Source organism: Pelagerythrobacter sp., from assembly GCF_041912895.1.
Classification (GTDB): domain Bacteria; phylum Pseudomonadota; class Alphaproteobacteria; order Sphingomonadales; family Sphingomonadaceae; genus Pelagerythrobacter.
The window spans coordinates 154,591-172,811 of sequence record NZ_JAYSGI010000004.1 but is presented as its reverse complement, the minus strand read 5'-3'; the positions used below and the strand labels follow the sequence as shown (position 1 = coordinate 172,811).

Sequence of the window (18,221 nt, the reverse complement as noted above, 5' to 3'; positions counted from 1 at the left end):
GAATCAAGTTTCTGAATAGACTTGTAACCGGTTTCATATGGCCTGTATAGCCTCGACCACAACGCCGAATCCGGCATAGGTATGCACAGTTCCGCACCGCGGCATCGCGGGCGGAAACAGGGAGAAGACGATGATCAAGCCCGCCAACATCCTGCTTGCGAGCGTCGCGGCGCTGGCGCTCGCCGGATGCGCGACGATCGCCCAGCCCTCCGCGCCGGCCACGGCCAGCGCCACGGCGGGCGCGGTCCCGATCGAACCGGCCCAGCCGACGTGGGCGCAGGCCGATCCGGAGATGGACGCCTTTCTCGACGATCTGATCGGCAAGATGACGCTGCAGGAGAAGATCGGCCAGCTCACCCTGCTCACCAGCGACTGGGAATCGACCGGGCCGACGATGCGCGAAGGCTACCAGCAGGATATCGCGGCGGGCCGCGTTGGCGCGATCTTCAACGCCTACACCGCCGACTACACGCGCGAACTGCAGCGCATGGCGATCGAGGGCACGCGGCTGAAGATCCCCCTCCTGTTCGGCTACGACGTGATCCACGGCCACCGCACGATCTTCCCGATCTCGCTGGGCGAAGCGGCGAGCTGGGACATGGAGGCGATCGAGAAATCGGCCCGGGTTTCCGCGCAGGAGGCTTCCGCCGAAGGCATCCACTGGACGTTCTCGCCAATGGTCGATATCGGTCGCGACGCGCGCTGGGGCCGCGTTTCGGAAGGCGCAGGCGAGGACGTATTCCTCGGCAGCAAGATCGCGAAGGCGCGCGTGCGCGGCTATCAGGGCGACGATCTCGCTGCGACCGATACCGTGCTCGCCACCGCCAAGCACTTCGCCGCCTATGGCGCGGCGCAGGCGGGCCGCGATTATCACACGGTCGACATTTCCGAACGCACGCTGCGCGACACCTACCTGCCGCCGTTCAAGGCCGCGGTGGACGAAGGCGTCGCCACGTTCATGACCTCGTTCAACGAATACGACGGCGTCCCCGCCAGCGGCAGCAAGTACCTGCTGACCGACGTGCTGCGGCACCAGTGGGGCTTCGACGGCTTCGTCGTCACCGACTACACCTCGATCAACGAGATGGTGCCGCACGGCTATTCGAAGGATCTGGCGCAGGCGGGCGAGCAGGCGCTCAACGCCGGGGTCGACATGGACATGCAGGGCGCGGTGTTCATGGAGAACATGGCGCAGTCGCTCGAGGAAGGGCGCGTCGATCAGGCGACCATCGACCGCGCGGTGCGCCGCATCCTCGAAATGAAATACCGCCTCGGCCTGTTCGAGGATCCCTATCGCTATTCGGACGAGGCGCGGCAGCAAGCCACGCTCTACAAGCCCGAATTCCTCGAGGCGGCGCGCGACGTGGCGCGCAAGTCGATGGTCCTGCTCAAGAACGAGGGCGACGTGCTGCCGCTGGTCGGGCAGGCGCAGTCGATCGCGCTGATCGGCCCGCTGGCCGACAGCAAGACCGACATGATCGGCAGCTGGTCCGCCGCGGGCGACCGCGAGACGCGGCCCGTCACCCTGCTAGAAGGCTTGCAGGCGCGGGCGTCTGACGGCGTGAAGGTCGAATACGCCAAGGGCGCGAGCTACGCGTTCGAGGACGAAGGCAAGACCGACGGCTTCGCCGAGGCGCTCGCGCTGGCCGAACGGTCGGACGTGATCGTCGCCGCGATGGGCGAGCGGTGGGACATGACCGGCGAAGCCGCCAGCCGCACCACGCTCGACCTGCCCGGCAACCAGCAGGCGCTGCTCGAGAAACTCGTTGCGACCGGCAAGCCGGTGGTGCTGGTGATGCTCAGCGGCCGCCCCAATTCGATCACCTGGGCGGACGAGAACGTGCCCGCCATCCTCCACGCCTGGTATCCCGGCACGCAGGGCGGGCACGCGGTGGCGGACGTGCTGCTGGGTGATTACAACCCGTCGGGCAAGCTGCCGATGACCTTCCCGCGCAATGTCGGGCAGGCACCGATCCACTACGACATGAAGAACACGGGCCGGCCGATCGAGCTAGGGGAGCCGGGGGCGAAATACGTCTCGCGCTATCTCAACACGCCCAACGATCCGCTGTACCGCTTCGGTCACGGGCTCAGCTACACCGACTTCGCCTACTCCCCGGTCACGCTTTCCGCCCCGTCGATGGGCGCGGGCGGATCGATCACCGCGAGCGCCACCGTCACCAACACCGGCGACCGCGCGGGCGAGGAGGTCGTGCAATTCTACGTCCGCGACCTCGTCGGCTCGGTCACTCGCCCGGTGCAGGAACTGAAGGGCTTCGAGAAGGTCATGCTCCAGCCGGGCGAAGCGCGCACGATCAGTTTCACGATCGAGCCGAAGGACCTCGCCTTCACCCGGCAAGACATGAGCCACGGGTGGGAGCCGGGCGAATTCCGCCTGTGGATCGCCCCGTCCTCGGGCGCGGAGGCGAGCACGCCGGTGACCTTCACGATCACGGAGTAAACCGATGAAGCGCAGCCTGCTCGCCTTCGCCACGATCGCGGCGCTGGCGCTGGCCGGCTGCGCTACTCTCCCCGCCGAAGCGCCCTCTGGTACTTCGCCGCCGCAGCAGGCCCAGCGGCCGCCGAACATCGTGTTCATCATGTCGGACGATCACGCCTACCAGGCCATCTCGGCCTACGGGGGCGAGATCGGCCGCATGGCGCCCACGCCCAATATCGACCGGCTCGCCGCGAACGGCGCGATCTTCACCAACAGCTACGTCACCAACTCGCTGTGCGGGCCGAGCCGCGCGACGATGCTGACCGGCCAGTTCAGCCACCTCCACGGCTTCACCCGCAATGGCCAGCGATACGACAACGGCACATGGAACTGGGTGCGCGAACTGGGCGAGGCGGGCTACGACACCGCGCTGTTCGGCAAGTGGCACCTCAACTATTCGCCCGAAGGCGCAGGGATCGGCGCGTGGAAGGTGCTCGACGATCAGGGCAAGTACTACAATCCCGACATCATCTCGCCCGATGGGCGCGAGGTCGTGGAAGGCTATGCCACCGATCTCGTCACCGATTACAGCCTCGACTGGCTGAAAAACGGGCGCGATGCGGAGAAGCCCTTCGCCCTGCTGATCCACCACAAGGCTCCGCACCGCAACTTCATGCCCGCGATCCGCCACCTGCAGACCTACCTCGGCACCGAGTTTCCCGTGCCAACCAACTACTTCGACCACTACGACGGCCGCCCCGCCGCCGAGGCGCAGGAAATGAACATCTACGAGGATATGTACGAGGGGCATGACCTCCACATGACTGAGGCGGAAGGCTCGCCCGCGCTCCGCTACGACCGCTGGCCCGACGATTTCGGCCGCATGACCCCCGAACAGCGCGCCGCGTGGGATGCGAAAATGCAGGCGAGCAACGACGAGCTGAACGAAGCGGGCCTGACCGGCCGCGAACTCGCGCTATGGAAATATCAGCGGTACATGAGCCAGTACCTCGGCACCGTTGCCGCGGTGGACGATGGGGTGGGCCGCGTGCTCGACTGGCTGGAGGCGAACGGGCTCGATGACAACACCATCGTCGTCTACACCTCCGACCAAGGCTTCTACCTCGGCGAGCATGGTTGGTTCGACAAGCGCTTCATGTACGAGGAATCGCTGCGCACCCCGCTGGTGATGCAGTACCCCGGCCATATCGCCCCCGGCACGCGGGTGGAGGCGCCGGTGCAGAACGTCGACTACGCTCCGACCTTCCTCGACTACGCCGGCCTGCCCCCGCGCACGGCGATCCAGGGCCGCAGCTTGCGCGAGGTGGCCGATGGCCAGCCCCCCGCCGACTGGCGCGAGGATATCTACTACCACTACTACGAATACCCGGGCTTCCATTCGGTCCGCGCGCACTACGGCGTGCGCACCGACCGCTACAAGCTGATCCGCTTTTACGGTGACATCAACCAGTGGGAATTCTACGACCTGGCCACAGACCCGCAGGAAATGCACAACCGCATCGACGACCCCAAGGTCCAGCCGCTCGTCGCCGAGCTGAAAACGAAGCTGGAAGCCCTACGCACGCAATACCGCGACAGCGACGGCCCCGCCGTGCGCGACCCGTTGACGGCGGTTGCGAAGGGGCGGCGCGATGCTGAGGCGGCGGCGGGGATCGACCACCACGCGCACTAAGCGGCGATCACAGCCCTCGCACAGCGGAAGCGGCGCGGTTAACGGCATCATAAGCATCCCGGCCTAGCATCGGTGGATGCTTCGGCGCGAACTTCGGCGGCTGCTTTTCGCGGCATTCCTGCTGCTGACGCTGCTGATTCCATCGATCGACGGAACGGCGCGCGCGGCGGGCTCGGCGGAAATCGGCAGTTCTTGCTGGGCGTCCGGCAGCCTGTCCGAGGATCCGCTCCTGCGCGATCCGCATCGCGCTGGACTTGCAGCGATGCCGATTTCTCGCTCGAGGGCGAGCGTGTTCTGCTCCGCTTCGAGATCGGCTCGGAGGCTCCCGCCCCCCAATTCCTGCTGTCGCGGCGCAGCGCGCTTCAGGCAGTGCATATGGTCGCCATCGATCGCGACGGAGCCGTGCGCCGGTCCACCGTTCCGGCGGCTGAACTCGCAAGCTCGATGGTGGGCGGCTATTTCAAGGCATCGCTGCCGCAAGTGACGCCCGCGACGAGGCAGGTCGTGGTGGCGTTCGACCGGCCCAGCCACCGGATGACCCTCGAACGGGCCTATCTGGCGCCGGACGACGGCCCGGGCGGCACATACCACATACTCGCTCTCCTGCCCCTGGCGGCGCTTGCGGGCATGCTTGCCATGCCGCTCATCTTCAACGCGGCGTTCTACCGGATTTTGCGCGAGCGGTTCGTCCTCTGGCATTCCGCGATGACGCTTTCGCTGCTGCTGACCATCGTGGTCTCGTCCGGACTGGCCGTCGCGATGTTCGATCCGCCGGCGATGACGCTGAGCTGGATGGCCACGCTGGTCTTCGGCGCCGCGATCGCATCGGGGCTGATGTTCACGCACAGCTTCGTCGAGCCCGGCTACATGCATCCGCTGCTGCGCCGGGTGTTGCCCTACGCCGCGATTGCGGCCTTGTCGCTGAGCACGCTGCACGCGGCGTTTCCGTTCGTCGCACGGCCGGTGCAATCGACGCTCTACACCGCGGCGTTCGCCCCGATCCTCGCCATCTTCATCCTGTCGGTTGCCGACGCGCTGCGGCGCGGCAGCCGGGCCGCGAAGTTTCAGGCGATCGGATACGCGCCCATGGTCGGGGTCGGCCTCGTCCGCCTGACGACGGGGGTGATCCCCTCACTGGAGAGCGCCGACGCGATGATGCTGTTCTACATCGGTTGCGTGTGGGAAGTGCTGTTCACCACGCTCGGCGTCGCCGACCGCTTCATGACCATCAAGCACGACCGGGACGGCGCGCAGACCAAGGCCGATTTGCTCGAATCGTTGTCCGAGCTGGACCCGCTGACCGGCCTGCTGAACCGCCGCGCGCTCGATCGGCATTTCCCGCACTTGCGCAACGACGGCTTCAGGATGCTGGCCGTCGTCGACGTCGACCATTTCAAGGCGATCAACGACAGGCATGGCCACGCCGTGGGCGACGAGGTGCTGAAGGCGGTGGCGAACGCGCTCCGGGCAGGACCGGACGTTCACGCATACCGGATCGGCGGCGAGGAGTTCCTGCTGCTCCTGCGCGGCGACGATGCGGGCGCGCAAGCCGAGCGGAGACGACAGGCCATTCCCGCGATAGTCGCCGACGCGGTTCCGGGGGTCCACCTGCCGGTGACCGCCAGCATGGGCATTGCGGGCATGTCGAAAGACGCCGCGGACGAGGATCTGGCCACCCTGTATCGACGCGCCGACAAACTCCTGTACGAAGCCAAGAGCGCGGGGCGAAACCGTTCCAGAGCCATCCTCGGGCGGCCGTCGGATCGCGCGACTGCGCCAATCGACCGGAGGCCGATCTCTCCCGAGCCGCTCAGCCGCCCCTCCCGGGCGGCACTTGGGCAGTTTCGCCACCATCCGCAGGGTTGAGCCCCGCAAAGCCCTTCGCCACCCTTTCCTCGGGGTCGGCTGAAGGTTCGGGCCCGCCCAGATAGGTCGCCGATAGCTGCCGGTACTGCCGCGAGCGGAACGCGATCAGCGTCACCACCACGCCCAGCGCGCCGGTCACGCTGAATACCAGCGCCATGCCGCGCTCCGGCCCGATGCCGTACCAGTCGCCCACCGCCTCCGCGCCCGCGCCGGTCGTCATGAAGGGGATGGCGAGGAACTGCGTGAGCGGGCCGATCAGGAACGCGGTCAGCGGCGCGGCGGATTGCTCGACCGATTGCGCGAAGCCGAACACGCGCCCCTGCCGCGCATAGGGCACGACCTTCTGCAAGGTCGTCTGCTCCGCCGCTTCGGCATAGGGGCCGAGGAACAGCCAGATCACGCAACCCACCGCCAGCAGTGCGACCGAGGACTGGATCGTGAACACGCTCGCCACCGTCCACACCGCGAGGTTGACGAGCAGCAGCGTGCGCAGCGGATTACGGCCCAGCCCGGTCTTCGCGATGGTCAGCCCGCTGACGATGAACGAGCACGAGGCGAGCGCCCACAGCATCCCCCATTCCTGCACCTCCATCAGCGACAGGCCGTAGGCGTCCATCAGCGCCATGAACACGCCGCCCAGGAAGTTGTTGAAGGTGCTGAACAGGATCAGCGCGAACAGCCCCGGCACCGCGCCGACCACCGCGATCGCGCCCTTGAGGTCCACCTGCTTGCGCTCGCCCGGCGCGGCCAATTCCGGCTCGGGATCGTCGATCCGCACTGTCAGCAGGTGGAGGAAGACGATCGCGGTCAGCCCGATCGCCAGTGCCAGCGTGCCGCGAATGCCGTCCCACGCGACGAGGAAGCCGCTGATGCCCGAAGTGAGCAGGAAGCCGATGCCCGTCGCCATGCCGACCAGCCCGTTCGCCTTGTCGCGCTCGCCTTCCGCGATCAGCGCGGTGACGAGGGTGGGCAGCGCGATCATGCGGAGGTTGCCGCAGATCACCGCCAGCATGACGAGGAAGATGAAGCCCCACAGCGCCGCGCCGTCCGCTTGCGACAGCGCACCTTCGGGGATCAGCGCATAAGCCGCGAGCGAAGCGCCGTAAAGCACGAACGAGCCCGCGCTCGACGCCAGCATGATCGCCTTCTTGCGGTGATGATCGACAAGGCTGCCGAACCAGATCGCGAAGCCGGCGGTGAACAGCAGGTAGATGCCGCCGATCATGCCGGTCACGAACACCGACCGCGTTTCGAGGAAAGCCCAGAAAATGAGCGCGAACCAGACCGTGAAGTTGACCACGTTCTGCATCAGGTTGTTGGCGAGAATCAGGTGGAAGGGCGCGATTCGCGACATCGGCCGGCTATCGCCCCGCCCGAGGGGGCGCGCAAGCCGGAGAGGCAGACGGCGCGCCGGGCGGAGGGCATTTTCCTACACGCCGTGGCCCTGCTAGCGGTGTTCGCCAACGCTCTTTCGCATCGTCGATCACCGCGCAAATACCCACCCGAAAAGCCCCGCGGATTTTTTGCGCCTAGACAGTGTAACATCCGGTCCATGTGTTCTGTATCGGCGACGAACCGTGTTGCTTTCGGGTGTTACTCCACCGGACGCAGCGACAGGCCGAAGCCGCCGCCGCGTTCCATCGTCAGGGTCAGCGTGTCGTCCGCCGAGACCTCGCGCGTTTCGCGGACCATGGCGAAGCGGTCGCCCTCGATGCCGCCGCCTTCGCCATCGCGCCAGATCTCGGCGGTATAGCGCGTGCCTTCGGGCAGGAACGAGAGGTCGATCGGCACCGCGCGCCGTTCGTGATCGGTCACGCCGCCGATCCACCAGTCCTCGCCGCCGCGCCGGTGGCGCGCGACGACCGCGTATTCGCCGATCTCGCCCGCGAGCACCTTCGTCCGCTCCCAATCGACCGGCACCTGCTCGATGAACGCCAGCGCGTCGGGATGCTTCACGTAGTTCTCGGGCAGGTCGGCGGCCATCTGCAGCGGCGAGTAGATCACCACGTAGTCGGCGAGCTGGCGCGCCAGGGTGTTGGGGATCGCCCGACCGTCGCGCCCCTCGAGGCTGACGATGCCCGGCGTCAGGTCGAACGGGCCGGAGAGCATCCGGGTGAACAGCAGCGTCGGCTCGTGGTTCGGGGGATTGGGCGGCTCGCCCCAGGCGTTGTACTCGGTGCCCCGCGCGCCCTCACGGGTGACGAGGTTGGGGTATGTGCGCCGCATCCCCGTGTCCTTGATCGGCTCGTGCGCGTTGATCGCGATCTCGTGTTCGGCCGCGCGCTCGGCGACCAGCACGTGATGGCGCGCCATGTACTGCCCGTCGTGGTATTCCCACTGCTCGGTGCCGTCGGGGTCCTCGCGCAGCACCATGCCCGCGTCGGCGACGTAACCGGTCTTCACCGCATGGACGCCGTGCCGCTGGTAGTAATCGAGCGCTTCTTCGAGCTGGCGTTCGTAAAGCCCGGCGTTGCCCGCCGTTTCGTGGTGGCCCATGATCTCGACGCCCTTGGACGCGGCATAGGTGGCGATGCGGTCCATGTCGAAATCGGGATAGGCCTCGGCGAACTCGAAGTTGCGCCCGCTCTCGCTCCACCAGCCTTGGTTCCAGCCTTCGACGAGCACCGAGCCGAAGCCGTGCTCGGCGGCGAAATCGATGTAGCGCAGCGTGTTCTCGGTCGTCGCGCCGTGCTTGGGGCCCTCGTTCCAGCTCCACATGTCGAGGTGCATGCCCCACCAGATGCCGACGTACTTGTGCGGCTTGACCCAGCTCACGTCGCCGAGCCTGTTCGGCTCGTTCAGATTGAGGATCATGTCGGAGGCGGCGTAGAGCGCGGGCGCATCCTCGCCGATCAGCACGGTGCGCCATGGGGTGGCGAAGGGCGCCTGCCGCCGCACCTTCCACGGCTGCGACGACGGCGCGAGCCGGGTGCGGAAGCGCTGGCCCTCGATCCGCTGGAGCCAGAAGCCCGAGTAGTCCGCCAGCGCCGCCTCGTGGATCGCGATGTGCAGCCCGTCCTCGCGGCGGAAGGTGATCGGCGAATGCGCGGTGCCCACCTCGCTCGCCGGCGTGTGATTGTAGAGATACTCGTAGCGGTTCCACGCGCCGCCGGGGATCCACCAGGCCTCGGCGTCGCCCGCGATATTGAACTCGGTCAGCTCCTCGTCGATGCGGACGTCGGCGAGCTGGTCCTGCTCGGGAAACTCGTAGCGAAAACCGACGCCGCTATCGAACACGCGCGCGACGAGATCGATCGTGCGCCTGTCGCGCCCCTGCTCGACGATCGGCACGCGCATCTCGCGATAATCGTTAGCGACCAGCCGGCTCTCGCCCCACGGCTGCTCCCAGGTCTCCGAATGTGTGCTGCGGCGCGCTTCGCCGAGCTTCATTCCGGCCTGCCACTTGCCCGCGCCGCGCAGCATGAAGCCCAGCTTCGACGGCGCGATCACCGGCTCGCCGTCGCGCGTCACCGACCACACCGGCGCCTGCTCGGCGGTGGCGAGCGTGAAGCACACCCGCTCATCCGGCGAGCATTGCGTATGCGCCACGTCATCCTGCGCCGCGGCGGCCGAGGGCATGCCCAGCGCCAGTCCAGCCGCCAGCAGGGTACACGACAGGCCTCTCATGCGAATTCTCTCCCTATGCGGCTCGACGCGACTACGTATGCGAATTGACGGCGGCGCGAATTCCCGAGATGACCTGTGCCGGAATAGAAAAGTGCGTGCAACCGGTTACACGGTTCGTTAGACGGCCGGAAAAGCACGTGCACTCTGGGAGTAACGCGAAAATGGCCATGGCACCCGAAGTCGCCTCGAGCACCAATCCGAGCACGGTGGAGGACGACGGCCAGCACGTGAACGCGCCCGGCCTGCAATATTTCGTGTTCGGCCTGTTCTTCATCTTCGGCGGCATCACGTCGCTCAACGATGTGATCATCCCGAAGCTCAAGGAACTGTTCACGCTCAGCTTCTTCGAGGCTTCATTGGTGCAGGTGTGGTTCTTCGTCGCTTACGCGGTGGTCGGCATTCCGGGGGCCAAACTGATCAAAAAGATCGGCTATATGCGCGGAGCGGCAGCCGGTCTGGTGACGATGATCCTGGGCTGCCTGATGTTCATTCCCGCGAGCCAATCGGCGGTGTTCGGGGTTTTCCTGGCCGCATACTTCGTGCTCGCGACCGGCGTGGTGCTGGTCCAGATCGTTGCCAATCCGCTGATCAGTCTGCTCGGCCCTGCCGAAACGACCCATAGCCGGCTCACCTTCGCGCAAGGTTTCAACTCGCTCGGCACCACGATCTTCCCGTATTTCGGCGCGATCCTCATCCTCGGCAGCCTCGCCACGGTGACTGCAGCCGAGCTCTCCGGCGCCGAACTGATTGCCTATCAGCAGGCCGAATCCCAGGCGATCGTCAACGGATATCTCGGCCTCGCCGCCGCCATCGCGGTGGTAGCAGGCGTGGTCTGGCTCTTCCGCAACCGGCTCAAGGGAGAGCGGCATGAACAGACCAGCTTCGTCGAAGGCGTCGCGCTGCTCAAGCGCCCGCGCTTCGGTTATGGTGCGGCGTGCATCTTCCTCTATGTCGGCGCGGAAGTCGCGATCGGCAGCTTCATCGTCAACTACCTGATGCAGGCGGATGTCCTTGCGCTGCCCGAACAGGATGCCGGCAAGCTGATCTCGCTCTATTGGGGCGGCGCGCTGGTCGGGCGCTTCATCGGTTCCGGCCTGCTTCGGGTCGTCAGCCCCGGCCTCCTGCTCGCCACCGCGGCGACCGGCGCGATCGCCCTGATCGCGATCTCGACCAGCACGACCGGTACGGTATCCGGCTATTCGCTGCTCGCCGTGGGCCTGATGAACTCGATCATGTTCCCGACGATTTTCTCGCTCGCCTGCGAGAAGCTGGGGCCGCGCGCTGCGGACGGGTCGGGCATCATCAACGTCGCCATCGCCGGCGGCGCGGTGATCCCGGCGCTCTACGGCCTGATTGCGGACGCCACCAGCCTCGCCACCGCGCTGATCCTCCCGGCGATCTGCTATGCGATCATCGCAGGCTTCGGCATCTTCGCCCGTCGCCCCGCCTGACCGGCGTCGGCCCGGGCCATAACCATCGGTCGTTGCCCGGCGCCACGCGCGCCGCGGCAACAATCGACTTGCTCCTCTTCGAGTATGGGGTATGCCGGTCGGGCATCGTCGGCGATACGGCCCCCGGCGGACCGGCCCGACAGACGAGGAGAGACCGATGGCGACCCAGCCCGACCTGAAGGCGCCGAGCGCCGACGACGCCTTCCGCGAGGAGGTGCGTCAATTCCTGGCCGCGAACTTCCCGCCCGAACTCAAGGGCGCGAACAACGCCCTCGCGAGCGTGGAGGGCCCGACGGAAGAAAGCGAAGCGCAGCGCCAGTGGCGCGAGGCGATGGGCGCTCGCGGCTGGGGCACGCCCACTTGGCCGAAGGATTACGGCGGCGGCGGGCTCGACCGCAGGCAGGCGCGCATCCTTGACGAGGAGATGACGAAGGCGGGCGCGTGGAACCCTATCGGCGGTATGGGCGTGATGATGTTCGGCCCCACCCTGCTCGAATACGGCAGCGAGGAGCAGAAGAAGGAACACATTCCCCCGATCGCCCGCGGCGAGATCCGCTGGTGCCAGGGATATTCCGAGCCCAATGCCGGCTCCGACCTCGCCAACCTACAAACCACGGCGGAGGCGGTTTCCGATCCGGTGGGGGGCGATCACTACCTCATCAACGGCCAGAAAACCTGGACCAGCGGCGGGCAGTGGGCCGACAAGTGCTTCTGCCTCGTGCGCACAGACCGCAGCGACAAGCACAAGGGCATCAGCTTTCTGCTGATCGACATGGACGCGCCGGGCGTCGAGGTCCGCCCGATCCAGATGATCAGCGGCATGAGCCCGTTCTGCGAAACCTTCTTCACCGACGTAAAGGTGCCCAAGGAAAACCTCGTCGGCGAGGAAGGCCAGGGCTGGACGATCGGCAAGCGCCTGCTCCAGCACGAACGCACCAACCTTTCGGGCGGCGGCGCGCTGGCGCGCATGATGGGTGCGAGCCTGGCCGACATCGCGAAGAAGTATGTCGACACAGACGACAGCGGCGCGATCGCCGACAAGGTGCTGCGCGACCGGATTGCCGATTTCGAAATCCGCTGGAGCGCCTTCCTGCTCACTGCCCGCCGCGCGGCGGAGGAAAGCAAGGCGGCCGGCGGCGTCAGCGAGATCAGCTCGGTGCTCAAGAAACTCGGCACCAAGCTCGGGCAGGAGCGCGCCGAACTGATGATCGAGATCATGGGCCTGCAAGGTCTCGGCTGGGAAGGCGACGGCTTCGCCGATGCGGAGCTCGCCGGAGTGCGCGCCTGGCTTTTCGGCAAGGCGACCACGATCTACGGTGGCTCCACCGAAATCCAGAACAACATCATCGCCAAGCGTGTGCTCGGCATGCTCGACCACCAGTAAGGGACACCAGGGACATGGCGGTTCTCAACGAAGAGCAGGAAATGCTGCGCGACATGGCGCGCGATTGGGCGGCGAACGAAAGCCCGGTCTCGGCCTTCCGCAAGGTGCGCGCGAACGCGGCGCCTGAGGCTTTCGATCGCGAAGCCTATGGCGCAATGGCGCAGATGGGCTGGACCGGGGTGATCGTGCCCGAGGAACACGGCGGATCGGACTTCGGCTGGCTATCGGCCGGGCTGGTGATCGAGGAACTGGGCAAGACGCTCAGCGCGAGCCCGCTGGTCGCGAGCACGCTCGCCGCCGCCGCGATCGTGCTCGGCGGGAGCGAGGCGCAGAAAACGAAGTGGCTGCCGAAACTCGCGAGCGGCGAGACCATCGGCACGCTGGCGATCGACGAAGGGCCGCGGCACGATCCGGCGAAGATTGCCACCAAGGTTTCGGGCGGAAAGCTCTCCGGCACCAAGGCTTTCGTGCACGAAGCGCACGGCGCGGACCTGTTCGTGGTCGCCGCCGCCGATGGCCTCTACCTCGTCGAGAAGGGCGACGGCGTTTCGCTGTCGGACCGCAAGCTGACCGATCAGCGCAGCCATGCGGAGGTAGTCTTCGATGGCGCGGCGGCCGAGAAACTCGAAAGCGGTGGCGACGGCCTGCTCGAAGACGTGCTCGACCGCGCGCGCATCCTCACGGCTTGCGAGATGCTCGGAATGGCGCAGGCGGTGTTCGACACCACGCTCGACTACCTGAAGCAGCGCGTGCAGTTCAATCAGGTGCTCGCGACGTTTCAGGCGTTGCAACACCGGATGGCCGACCTGTTCGGCGATCTGGCGATGATGCGCTCGGCGGTCGAGGGCGGGCTGCAGGCGCTCGACGGCGGCTTCGGCGTGCCGCGCGCGGCCGCGATCGCCAAGGCCGAAGCGAACCGCGTGCTCCACGCCATGAGCCGCGAAGGGGTGCAGCTCCACGGCGGCATCGGCATGACCGACGAATACGACATCGGCTTCTATCTCAAGCGCGCGCGCGTGCTCGAGGCGAGTTGGGGCAGCACCGCCTATCTGCGCGACCGCTTCGCGGCGATCGGCGGCTATTGAGGCGATCGCCGGCCCGGCCGCTGCGGCCGATCTTCCGTGTGCGCGAGCCGCGCAACCTCGTACCTTACGCCTCGACCGGCGCGAGCAGGCCCGACGACAGAGTCGAGATGTAAGTGCGGATCGCCAGTTCGGGGTCGCCGAACCGCGCCGCCCAGTTGCGCGCCTCGTAAGCGCCATTGAGGGTCGACATGAGGATCTGGCTGGCGATGAGCGGATCGATCGCGCGCACCGATCCGTCGGCAATCCCGTCGATCAGCATCCCCGCAAAACGCCGCGCGAGGCGGTTGGAACGCGTGACGACGTCGACCTTGTGCTCGCTTTCCAGCGCTTGCAGCGCCGTCGTGCGCAGCAGCGGCATGGCGTCGAAGAACTGCATTTCCAGCAATTCGCCGAGCACGCTCGACAGGCGCGCCCAGTGGTCCGCTTCGATATCCATCCCCGCCATCTGCGCCGCCGAGAGCCGGTCGTAGCTGCGCTGGAAGCACGCGAGCACGAGATCGTCCTTGGCATCGTGGTGGTGGTAGAAACTGCCCTTGGTGACGTTGAGCGACCTGGCGATGCGGTTGACCGAAGCGCCGCGATAGCCGCGCTGGTTGATGGTGACCGTCGCCGCGCGCAGGAACTCGTCGTTCTGAGTCGGCTTGGCATCGCCCTGCGTACGCCAGCCGCCGTTCTCCAGCCGCTGCGGCCGCCATTCACCCGCCCTGGCCGGAATGCCGTGCGCGAGAATGTCGAACATCCGTTCGCTCACGCGCGGGAAATCGAGCGTGGAATAGCGCAGCGACCACACCGGCCACCACATCACCGCTTCGAGCAGAACATGCGCGCGCGCGGAATGGAGCGCGCGCTGGCGGTCGTTCGCGGCATCGCCGAAGAACCGGCGCACGAGGTCGACCACCTCGCGGTATCGGGCCAGCAACGGCGCCTGCGCCTCGGGGTCAAGCGTGCGGATTTCCGACAGCGCGGTCAGCAGCCCGCTCTCGCCGTGGCGGATGCGCGCGCGCAGGGCGACATGCTCGGCGATGTAGCGGCGCAGGCGGGCCGCCGGGTCGGGCTCGGCCAGCGCATCGGCCGCCATCCGCTCCATCAGGTCCAGCGTCTCCTCGTAGACGGCGACGACGAGCTGTTCCTTGCGCGAGAAGTAATAGGTGATGCTCGTGGCGTTGAGCCCGATCGCGCGCGCGACGTCGGACAGCGTGGTCGCCTTGACCCCGGCTTCGTTGATAAGCACCGAAGCGGCATGGATGATGGCCCGGCGCTTCTCGCCGAACCGTGTCGTCTCCGCACTCCTGCTCGCCATCGGTTCCCCCCGGGATTTCAGGTTCGTTACATCAGGCCAGGCGAACGTGCCAAGGCGGGCCGGGCAGCTATCCCCCCTCGAACAGCGCGGCGAGATCTTTCTTGAGTATCTTGCCGTTGGCGTTGCGCGGCAGGGTTTCCTGGGTGAATACCACCCGCACCGGCACCTTGAACTTCGCCAGCCGCTCCGCCACCCAGGCCTGCAGTTCGCTCTCGCTGGCGCTGGTACCCGGCGCGAGGTGGACGACCGCGGCCGGCTCCTCACCCAGTTGCAGGTGCGGCAGGCCGATCAGCGCAGCGTCGGTGACCGCCGGATGGTCGTAGAGCACGTTCTCCACTTCGGATGAATAGATGTTCTCGCCCCCGCGGATGATCATGTCCTTCGCCCGGTCGACGATGTAGCAGAACCCTTCCTCGTCCAGCCGGGCGAGGTCGCCGGTACGGACCCAGCCATCGATGAAGGTTTCGGCCGTGGCATCGGGATTGTTCCAGTAGCCCTTGACCACCATCGGCCCGCGCGCCCACAGCTCGCCCACTTCGCCGGCGGGCATTTCCGTTCGGCCATCCTCGTCCATGATCTTCAGGTCCGCGACGGCCACCGGCGGCCCGCAGCTGTCGGGGCGGTTGAGGTAGTCCTCGCTCGAATGGCCGGTGACGGTGGCCATCGTCTCGGTCATGCCCCAGCCGTTGCCGGGCAGCGCGCCGAAGACTTCGCGGATCTTGCGCACCAGCTCGGGCGCGGCGGGCGCGCCGCCATAGGCGATCGCTTCGATGCTGGAGAGATCGTAGTTCTTGCGCGCCGGGTGCTCGATCAACTGCCAGGCGATCGTCGGCACCCCGCCGGTGGCGTTGACTTTCTCGCGTTCGATGATCTCGAACGCCTGCACCGGGTCCCACTTGTGCATGAAGATCAGCGTGTTGCCCGCCGCGATATTCCCCATCAAACCGGCCGAACAGGCGGTGACGTGGAACAGCGGGATCACCGTCAACCCGACCTTGCGCGCGGGTTCGGGGATTTCCTCGCCGCGGCGGAGCACCGCGCAGGCGGCGTTGTAGCCGCTCGACATGATATTCGTCGTGAGATTGCGGTGGGTGCCGAGCGCACCCTTGGGATAGCCGGTGGTGCCGCTGGTGTAGAAGATCGTCGCATCGTCCTCCGGGGCGATCTCGGCCTCGGGCAGTTCGGCTTGCGGCAGCGCGGCGTAGTCCTTCGGCGTCCCGATTACCCCTTCCAGCAGCTCGGCCCCCTCCGGCTCACCTTCGCAGCGTGCGACGAGCACCGTCTCGAGGTCGGGACATTCGGCGCGGTGCGGCGCGATCCGGTCCCACCGCCCGCCGTCGCACACCAGCAGCCTCGTGCCCGAGTTGGCCAGGCCGTAAGCAAGTTCCGGCCCCGTCCACCAGGCGTTGAGCGGCACGGCAATGGCGCCGATCGTGACCGCGGCGAAAAACGCGACCGGCCATTCGGGCAGGTTGCGCATCGCCACCGCCACCCGGTCGCCCTTGCCCACGCCGCGCGCGCGAAACTCGTGCGCCAGCGCCGCCACCGCGCGGAACCAGGCGTCGTAGGTGACGCGCTCGTCCTCGTAGATCGTGAATTCGCGCTCGCCGTGCGTCTGCCCCAGTAGAGCTATCGCGCGCAGGTTCGGCGGTGCGTTCTTCCACGTGCGGGTCGGCACACCGCATATATCGACCGTCGCCATTTCGAACGGCTGGCCCGGCGCCGTGAGGATTTCGCGGCATTTCTCGCGCGAGATTGCGGGCCATCCTTCGGGCGGACTCCAGCCGAGTGCGGACGCGAGATCCGGCGCATTCGTGGCCATCGTCAAAGCCCTCCGAGCGAGCCGGCGACGATCTGCCTTGAGGCTTCGGTCGACCCCGCTCCGAACCGCGGCGGAAAGAGCGGCATGCGGGCGGTGGACACGATGGCGGCGTCGCGCATTCGGGCAGATCCTCTCGAAGTTTCGCTTTTGCGATTGATCGCCGGGAATTTATGCAGAAGGCGGCATCCGTGGCAAGGTGCAACCGGCCACTTTCTGAAATTCAGGTACGAGTTTTCAAAAGCGCGCGGAATGCGCTACTTTCAACCGTCAGAAAAAAAGGTATGCCCGATCGGGAGCGATGCGGGAGAGAGCATGATCGAATTGGCGGATGCGGCCGGGCTCGGCTTCGATCCAGCGCGGCTGGCGCGGATCGACGGCTTCCTGGAAGATCAGTATATCGACAGCGGGCGCTTGCCCAGCGCGCAAGTCCTGGTCGCACGCGATGGAGTGCCGGTGCACTACGCGCACTTCGGCACGCTCCGCGCCGACGGCACCGCGATGCGCGAGGATGCGCTGTTCCGCATCGCCAGCATGACCAAGCCGATCACCTCGATCGCGTTCATGCAGTTGGTGGAACAGTGCAAGGTCGCGGTGGACGATCCGGTCGCGCGCGTACTTCCCGAGTTCGCCGAGATCGGCGCCTATGCCGGCGGCGGGGGCGCGGTGCCCTTCGCCCCCACCCGGCGCGGACGGCCGATGCGCTTCGTCGACCTGCTCACGCACATGTCGGGGCTGACCTACGGCTTCCAGAACCGCACCAGCGTCGATGCCGCCTATCGCGAGGTAGGGTTCGATTTCGCGCGCGGGAACCTGACGAGCGACGACTATGTCACCCGGCTGACCGAGTTCCCGCTGGAGTTCGAACCCGGCACGAGCTGGAACTACTCGGTCTCCACCGACGTGCTCGGGATCGCGGTGGAGCGGCTTTCCGGCATGCGGCTGGGCGACTATTTCCGCCAGCACATCTTCGAACCGCTCGGCATGAAGGACACCGGCTTTCGCGTTGCCGAAGGTCAGGCGGATCGCTTTGCGGATGCCTACGCGTATCGCCCCGGCGAGCCGCCGAAACTGGTCGATCGGGCAGCCGAGAGTCGCCTGCTTGGCGAAGGTACGTTCGACAGCAGCGGCGGCGGGCTGATCGGCACGATCGCCGATTACCACCGGTTCTGCACGATGCTGCTGAACAGGGGCGAGCTCGGCGGCGCGCGGATCGTCGCGCCCAAGACGCTGGACTTCATGACCGCCAATCACCTGCCGGGCGGCGTCGACCTTACCCAAATCAGCCGCAGCCTGTTTTCCGAAGCCAACAACGCCGGAACCGGGTTCGGTCTGGGCTTCGCGACGGTCGTCGATCCGGCGAAGACGCTGATGCCCGCGAGCAAGGGCGAATTCTACTGGGGCGGCGCCTATTCGACCGCCTTCTTCGTCGATCCGGTGGAGCGGATCACCTGCGTCTTCATGACCCAGCTCTACCCCTCGTCCACGTATCCGGTCCGCCGCCAGCTCAAGACGCTGATCTATTCCGCGCTGACCGCCAGCAACGCCTGAAGGAG

11 protein-coding genes are annotated in these 18,221 nt (G+C 66.7%); 7 read left to right on the top strand and 4 right to left on the bottom strand.

Features of this window, described 5'->3' with window-relative positions; genetic code table 11:
• The first annotated feature begins 130 nt into the window (after positions 1-130).
• The 3 genes from bglX to ACE3QC_RS12805 all read left to right on the top strand — a co-directional run bounded on the left by bglX (position 131) and on the right by ACE3QC_RS12805 (position 5,999).
• Positions 131-2,461: a beta-glucosidase BglX gene (gene bglX, locus ACE3QC_RS12815; protein ID WP_374408834.1), complete on the top strand. Its 2,331-nt coding sequence runs from the start codon at positions 131-133 to the stop codon at positions 2,459-2,461.
• Positions 2,462-2,465: 4 nt separating this feature from the next.
• Positions 2,466-4,133 (top strand): sulfatase/phosphatase domain-containing protein, encoded by a 1,668-nt coding sequence (locus ACE3QC_RS12810; protein ID WP_374408832.1) that lies wholly within the window; start codon positions 2,466-2,468, stop codon positions 4,131-4,133.
• A gap of 72 nt (positions 4,134-4,205) precedes the next feature.
• Positions 4,206-5,999, top strand: coding sequence for a diguanylate cyclase (locus tag ACE3QC_RS12805; protein ID WP_374408830.1), 1,794 nt, complete (start codon positions 4,206-4,208; stop codon positions 5,997-5,999).
• On the opposite strand, the gene ACE3QC_RS12800 is transcribed toward ACE3QC_RS12805, so the two are convergent.
• Together ACE3QC_RS12800 and ACE3QC_RS12795 are read right to left on the bottom strand one after the other, a co-directional pair.
• Positions 5,944-7,353 (bottom strand): MFS transporter, encoded by a 1,410-nt coding sequence (locus ACE3QC_RS12800; RefSeq protein WP_374408828.1) that lies wholly within the window; start codon positions 7,351-7,353, stop codon positions 5,944-5,946. The genes ACE3QC_RS12805 and ACE3QC_RS12800 overlap by 56 nt on opposite strands.
• Positions 7,354-7,592: 239 nt before the next feature.
• The gene (locus ACE3QC_RS12795) at positions 7,593-9,626 is read right to left on the bottom strand and encodes a glycoside hydrolase family 97 protein (protein ID WP_374408826.1); all 2,034 of its coding nucleotides are present in this window, start codon (positions 9,624-9,626) and stop codon (positions 7,593-7,595) included.
• Between the two features lie 161 nt (positions 9,627-9,787).
• Between ACE3QC_RS12795 and ACE3QC_RS12790 the strand changes: the two genes are divergently transcribed.
• The 3 genes from ACE3QC_RS12790 (at position 9,788) to ACE3QC_RS12780 (ending at position 13,546) form a co-directional block, all read left to right on the top strand.
• The gene (locus ACE3QC_RS12790) at positions 9,788-11,077 is read left to right on the top strand and encodes a sugar MFS transporter (RefSeq protein ID WP_374408824.1); all 1,290 of its coding nucleotides are present in this window, start codon (positions 9,788-9,790) and stop codon (positions 11,075-11,077) included.
• 157 nt (positions 11,078-11,234) lie between these two features.
• The gene (locus ACE3QC_RS12785; protein WP_374408822.1) at positions 11,235-12,461 is read left to right on the top strand and encodes an acyl-CoA dehydrogenase family protein; all 1,227 of its coding nucleotides are present in this window, start codon (positions 11,235-11,237) and stop codon (positions 12,459-12,461) included.
• Positions 12,462-12,475: 14 nt separating this feature from the next.
• A complete protein-coding gene (locus ACE3QC_RS12780; protein WP_374408820.1) occupies positions 12,476-13,546 on the top strand; it encodes an acyl-CoA dehydrogenase family protein in 1,071 nt (356 codons plus the stop codon).
• A gap of 64 nt (positions 13,547-13,610) precedes the next feature.
• Here ACE3QC_RS12780 and ACE3QC_RS12775 read toward each other — a convergent pair whose 3' ends face one another.
• Together ACE3QC_RS12775 and ACE3QC_RS12770 are read right to left on the bottom strand one after the other, a co-directional pair.
• A complete protein-coding gene (locus ACE3QC_RS12775) occupies positions 13,611-14,846 on the bottom strand; it encodes a TetR/AcrR family transcriptional regulator (RefSeq protein WP_374408818.1) in 1,236 nt (411 codons plus the stop codon).
• Positions 14,847-14,913: 67 nt separating this feature from the next.
• On the bottom strand, positions 14,914-16,668 hold the full coding sequence (locus ACE3QC_RS12770) for a class I adenylate-forming enzyme family protein (protein ID WP_374408816.1): 1,755 nt from the start codon (positions 16,666-16,668) through the stop codon (positions 14,914-14,916).
• Between the two features lie 312 nt (positions 16,669-16,980).
• Here ACE3QC_RS12770 and ACE3QC_RS12765 point away from each other — a divergent pair, with 312 nt between their 5' ends.
• Entirely contained in the window at positions 16,981-18,216 is a 1,236-nt protein-coding gene (locus tag ACE3QC_RS12765) for a serine hydrolase domain-containing protein (RefSeq protein WP_374408814.1), read from the top strand.
• The last annotated feature ends 5 nt before the right edge of the window (positions 18,217-18,221 follow it).